Source organism: Streptococcus sp. WM07 (assembly GCF_004570525.1).
GTDB lineage: Bacteria > Bacillota > Bacilli > Lactobacillales > Streptococcaceae > Streptococcus.
Genome location: NZ_SPPZ01000134.1, coordinates 1 through 703, shown reverse-complemented (window position 1 = coordinate 703; position 703 = coordinate 1). Strand labels below are relative to the sequence as shown.

Here is a 703-nt window from a genome sequence, read left to right as displayed (position 1 = left end):
ATAGTTTATTTGGTTCAGTTAAAATGACACTTATGTTGAACAATAAGCTAGAAGCTGGAGAAAAACCAATCTACCGACGGACTGTAGCTCGTTTGATGTGTGTGAACAATATTTATTCCAACAAAGCAAAATACAAGAAGCGGAAACGTTATACCACTTCAACACCTAATCAGACAGCTGAAAATATTCTCAATCGTGAGTTTAATTCAAAACGACCAAACGAAAAATGGTATATCGATATTACAGAAGAGAAAGTTTCTGGAACAAACCGAAAAATATACCTATGTGCAATCTTAGATCTATATGATCGCTATATTGTTGGCTATGCAATAGGTAACAGAAATGACACGGCACTAGTGAATTCAGCTATTAAGAATGCCCTTAAAGAAGAACCAGATAGTCAGGCCTTACTCCATAGTGATCGAGGATTTCAATTTACAAGAAAACCTTTTGCTCACATGTTAGAAAAACAGGGGATGAGACAGTCAATGTCTCGGGTGGGTCGGTGTATCGATAATGGCCCATTAGAAGGTTGGCAAGGACAAATAAAGGAGATGCGAGAGGTGCTATATCCCCATGTAGCTACTTTCGAAGAGATGAAGGAAGCCTATGAAAAGACAATTGATTACTACCATCATCATGATCCACAGGAGAGATTTGGAGGAAAGACACCTGCACAAGTAAGAGCTGAGGCAAAGGCAAA

General features: G+C 38.7%; 1 protein-coding gene. It reads left to right on the top strand.

Annotated elements, in window-relative coordinates; genetic code table 11:
- Window positions 1–32: 32 nt before the first annotated feature.
- On the top strand, window positions 33–703 hold a 671-nt coding region (locus E4T71_RS08735; RefSeq protein ID WP_245165724.1), incomplete at its 3' end, for an IS3 family transposase.